General features: G+C 36.7%; 4 protein-coding genes. 3 read left to right on the forward strand and 1 reads right to left on the reverse strand.

Annotated elements, in window-relative coordinates; translation table 11 throughout:
- The coding region (locus WBN20_RS08880) for an OmpA family protein (protein ID WP_424281430.1) at window positions 1-451 on the forward strand (451 nt) is incomplete at its 5' end.
- A gap of 54 nt (window positions 452-505) precedes the next feature.
- Window positions 506-919, forward strand: coding sequence for a hypothetical protein (locus WBN20_RS08885; protein WP_424272689.1), 414 nt, complete (start codon window positions 506-508; stop codon window positions 917-919).
- A gap of 348 nt (window positions 920-1267) precedes the next feature.
- Here the strand turns inward: WBN20_RS08885 and WBN20_RS08890 are convergent, their stop codons facing one another.
- Entirely contained in the window at window positions 1268-1813 is a 546-nt protein-coding gene (locus WBN20_RS08890) for a DUF2911 domain-containing protein (RefSeq protein ID WP_424272688.1), read from the reverse strand.
- 244 nt (window positions 1814-2057) lie between these two features.
- Here WBN20_RS08890 and asnB point away from each other — a divergent pair, with 244 nt between their 5' ends.
- On the forward strand, window positions 2058-3728 hold the full coding sequence (asnB, locus tag WBN20_RS08895; RefSeq protein WP_424281431.1) for an asparagine synthase B: 1671 nt from the start codon (window positions 2058-2060) through the stop codon (window positions 3726-3728).
- Window positions 3729-3945: the final 217 nt, after the last annotated feature.

Genomic DNA, 3945 nt, shown 5'->3' on the forward strand with positions numbered 1-3945 from the left:
TTATTATTATCTGGATATGGTTACATTAAATCTGGCGCAAATACCAGGTTCTCTTTTGAATTCATCTCCTGATCCGGATCTCGTAACGGAAAATTATGAACTGGATAAAACTCATATTTTTAAAAGCGTGCTATTCAATTTTGATGAATTTAAGCTATTGGATTCCGCCAAAACAGATATTCAAAAGATCTATAACTATCTGGATGCAAATAAGTCTCTTAAGATAACTGTTGACGGACATACAGATAATATTGGAACTAATTTCTATAACCAGTATTTGTCAGTCAGAAGATGTTCCGCTGTTGCTCAATATTTAATAGAACTTGGGCTTTCAGAGGATAGGATAAGTTGGGAAGGTCATGGTGGAAGTGCACCTATAGCAAGTAATGAAACAGAAGAGGGCAGACAGAAGAATAGGCGTGTAGCATTTATTATTTCGAAAAAGGAGTGAATCTTTGTTCAAAAAAATGCTGTATATTTAGGCTTAAACATAATAACTTTTCAAATGAAAATATCTTTAAAGAATTTCGGCCTCATATCATTATTACTGATATTTTCTAATAGCTATTCTCTTGAAATGTGTAATACTTTGGATATGGTTGAAAGTTCTGATATTGTTGTTAAAAAAAAGAAATGGACCGGAAGTTGGGATTATTCCGTGCAAGATGTACCAGTGGAATATAGTTCTGGCGTATTGCATATTTCTAAAAAAAAGAAAGTTTACACTGTAAAACTAGAGTTGCCCGCAGGTAACCTGCCAGCAGATAATGTAAGGGTTGATAAAAACAAACTGACTTTCTCTGTAGATATTGAAGGAAGTATGGTAGACGTGGCACTTATTATGGATGGGGATTCTTTTAAAGGCGAAAGCTATACCCCTGACGGTACTTTTATGCTTGAAGGTAATCGTCGAATTTGAGGTTATACAAACTAATTAAATAGCCACTAACTATTTGTCCTTCCAGGAAATAAGGCCGTAAGGAAATATTTTACTCAGACTTTACTATAAAAATTTAAACAAGAGAAACCTCCTATTCATATTAGCTCTTTTATTTGTTGCCTGCGAAGTACCGAAGGAAACAGCTGATCTATTGGTGCTGAATGCAAATGTCTATACAGTTGATGATAACTTTTCGACTAGCACGGCTTTTGCTGTACGTGATGGAAGTTTTATATAAGTAGGAAGTTCAGAGGAATTCTTAAAATATCAAACAAAAAAAAGCCGAAGTTCCACACTACGGCTTTTTACATCATCATCATTATTTTATTACATACTTAGGCTAAAAGGAACCGCTACTCTTGTAGTGCCCCATCCTAATACCATATGTACACCATTGTCTACTTCCTTGAATCCAATTGAAAATGCTTCCAATGATTCATCTCCCTTACTTACAAAACCTTTAGTCTTAGCTACATCAGCAGACGTATCATAAGAATAAGCTCCCCATTGATTCAAATTGCTGTTTAAAATAATCGTCCATTCAGATCCACCGGGTACAGTGAATAGAGAATAAGTTCCTGCTTTTACTGAAGTATCTCCAAACATCATATCTTTATAAAGGGTAATCTCAGCAGCCTCGTTCGCTCCTGTTCTCCATACTTTTCCATCAGGTGCAAGTTGGGAAAGTGATCTGTCTTTTAATTGTGGTCTGCTATATACAACCTTTATCAACTTTTCGGAAACTTTGTAACTGCTGGGATATGAGGCAATATCCGCCGGGCTTTTATCCATCCCGCTAAATTCTTGTGCGGTAATTTCATTTGTAAAAACTATGGCTAATGCCATGATAGTTAGTGTCAATACTTTTTTCATAATTGTGCTTGTTTTTATGTTCATCAAATCTAATTAGTAAACCCATTGGGTTCTTATAAAAAGTCGTTAAAATTTTAACTGCTTACAAAATGTTTGTTTAACACTACAATTTTAGAAGTTTTGATTACTAATCTTATCAATTATTACTTATGATATAACAATATGAAATATATATTCATATATATATTTCAATTTAATATGTTAATGATCATCTTTGCTTAATAATTAATAAAATCTTTAAAGAATGTGTGGAATAGTGTGTGCATTTAATGTAAAGGAAAATACGGAAACCCTGAGACCCCAATTATTGGAAATGTCTAAGAAAGTAAGGCACAGAGGTCCTGATTGGAGTGGGATTTATGCAAATGAGAAGGCTATATTGGCCCATGAACGTTTGGCAATTGTGGATCCTGCATCTGGAAAACAACCCCTGTTTAGTGAAGATCAGAAACTTGTCTTAGCGGCCAACGGGGAAATTTATAACCATAGAGAATTAAGAAAGCAATTTGAAGGATCCTACACTTTCAGTACAGAATCTGACTGTGAAGTCATTCTGGCTTTATATCAGAAAAAGGGACCAGATTTTTTAGATGATATGAATGGAATCTTTGGGTTTGCAATTTATGACTCTGAAAAAAATGAATATTTTATAGCCAGAGATCATATGGGTATTATTCCATTGTATATGGGTTGGGATAAAAACGGGACCTTTTATGTTGCTTCAGAACTAAAAGCATTAGAAGGCACCTGCACGAAAATAGAGCTTTTCCCACCAGGACATTATATGCATAGTAGTGACGGGGAATTAAAGAGGTGGTATACCAGGGATTGGATGGATTACGAAGCAGTAAAGGAAAACCAAACAAGTATTGATGAAATAAGGGATGCCCTGGAAGCAGCAGTTCACAGGCAACTGATGTCTGATGTGCCTTATGGGGTTCTCCTATCCGGGGGTCTTGATTCTTCAGTTACCTCAGCAATAGCCAAAAAATATTCTCAAAAGCGGGTAGAGTCTGGCGATACCAAAGATGCTTGGTGGCCTCAATTACATTCCTTTTCTGTAGGACTGGAAGGATCACCAGATCTTGCAGCCGCCCAAATAGTCGCCGATCATATAGGCACTATCCATCATGAAATTAAGTTTACTATCCAGGAAGGCCTCGATGCAATCAAGGATGTAATTTATAACCTGGAAACCTACGATATTACAACCATCAGGGCATCAACGCCTATGTACCTAATGGCCCGGGTAATAAAATCTATGGGCATTAAAATGGTCCTTTCGGGTGAAGGTGCGGATGAATTATTTGGTGGCTACCTATATTTTCACAAGGCACCAAGTCCTAAGGATTTCCATGAAGAGACTGTTAGGAAATTAAGCAAGCTACATATGTATGATTGCTTAAGGGCAAATAAATCTTTAGCAGCCTGGGGTATTGAAGGTCGGGTTCCTTTTCTGGATAAAGAATTTATAGATGTGGCCATGCGGATTAATCCAAAAGACAAGATGATTAATGGTGAACGCATGGAAAAATGGGTGGTGCGTAAAGCTTTTGAATCTGTATTGCCAGAAAGTGTTGCCTGGAGGCAAAAAGAACAATTTTCAGATGGGGTTGGGTATAGCTGGATAGATACATTGAAGGAAGTTGTGAATAAGGAAGTATCTGACGAACAATTGGCTAATGCCAAATTCAGATACCCCATTCAAACTCCGACCACAAAGGAAGAATTTTATTATAGATCTATATTTGAGGGACATTTCCCTAGTGATGCAGCTGCATGGTCTGTGCCACAGGAGCCTTCGGTGGCCTGCAGTACTAAGATTGCACTGGAGTGGGATGAGACCTTCAAAAACATGAATGATCCTTCCGGACGTGCTGTTGCCAATGTTCATGATGATGCTTATCAAAAATAAATCCGGTATTTCCGGAGAGCGGAAATTCTGTTAGCCCAAACTACTTTCTCAAGGAGTAAGGTTCTTTTTAATTAGTCCTTAAGAAGCGCCAATATATTGGTGCTTCTTTTGTTAAATAATTTAGTGTTGCTAAATGTACTGGAAGTAATATCTGTTTAGGTAAAGATCATAATTAATATACCTGATATAAGACCATAAAAATAAGGATTACCACTGC

Origin of the sequence: Eudoraea sp. (assembly GCF_049665975.1) — a bacterium.
GTDB lineage: Bacteria > Bacteroidota > Bacteroidia > Flavobacteriales > Flavobacteriaceae > Eudoraea.

Bases quoted from the DNA above. Each gene is read 5' to 3' on its own strand.
- WBN20_RS08885 (WP_424272689.1), top strand. From the start codon at position 506: ATGAAAATATCTTTAAAGAATTTCGGCCTCATATCATTATTACTGATA.
- WBN20_RS08890 (WP_424272688.1), bottom strand. From the start codon at position 1,813: ATGAAAAAAGTATTGACACTAACTATCATGGCATTAGCCATAGTTTTT.
- asnB (WP_424281431.1), top strand. From the start codon at position 2,058: ATGTGTGGAATAGTGTGTGCATTTAATGTAAAGGAAAATACGGAAACC.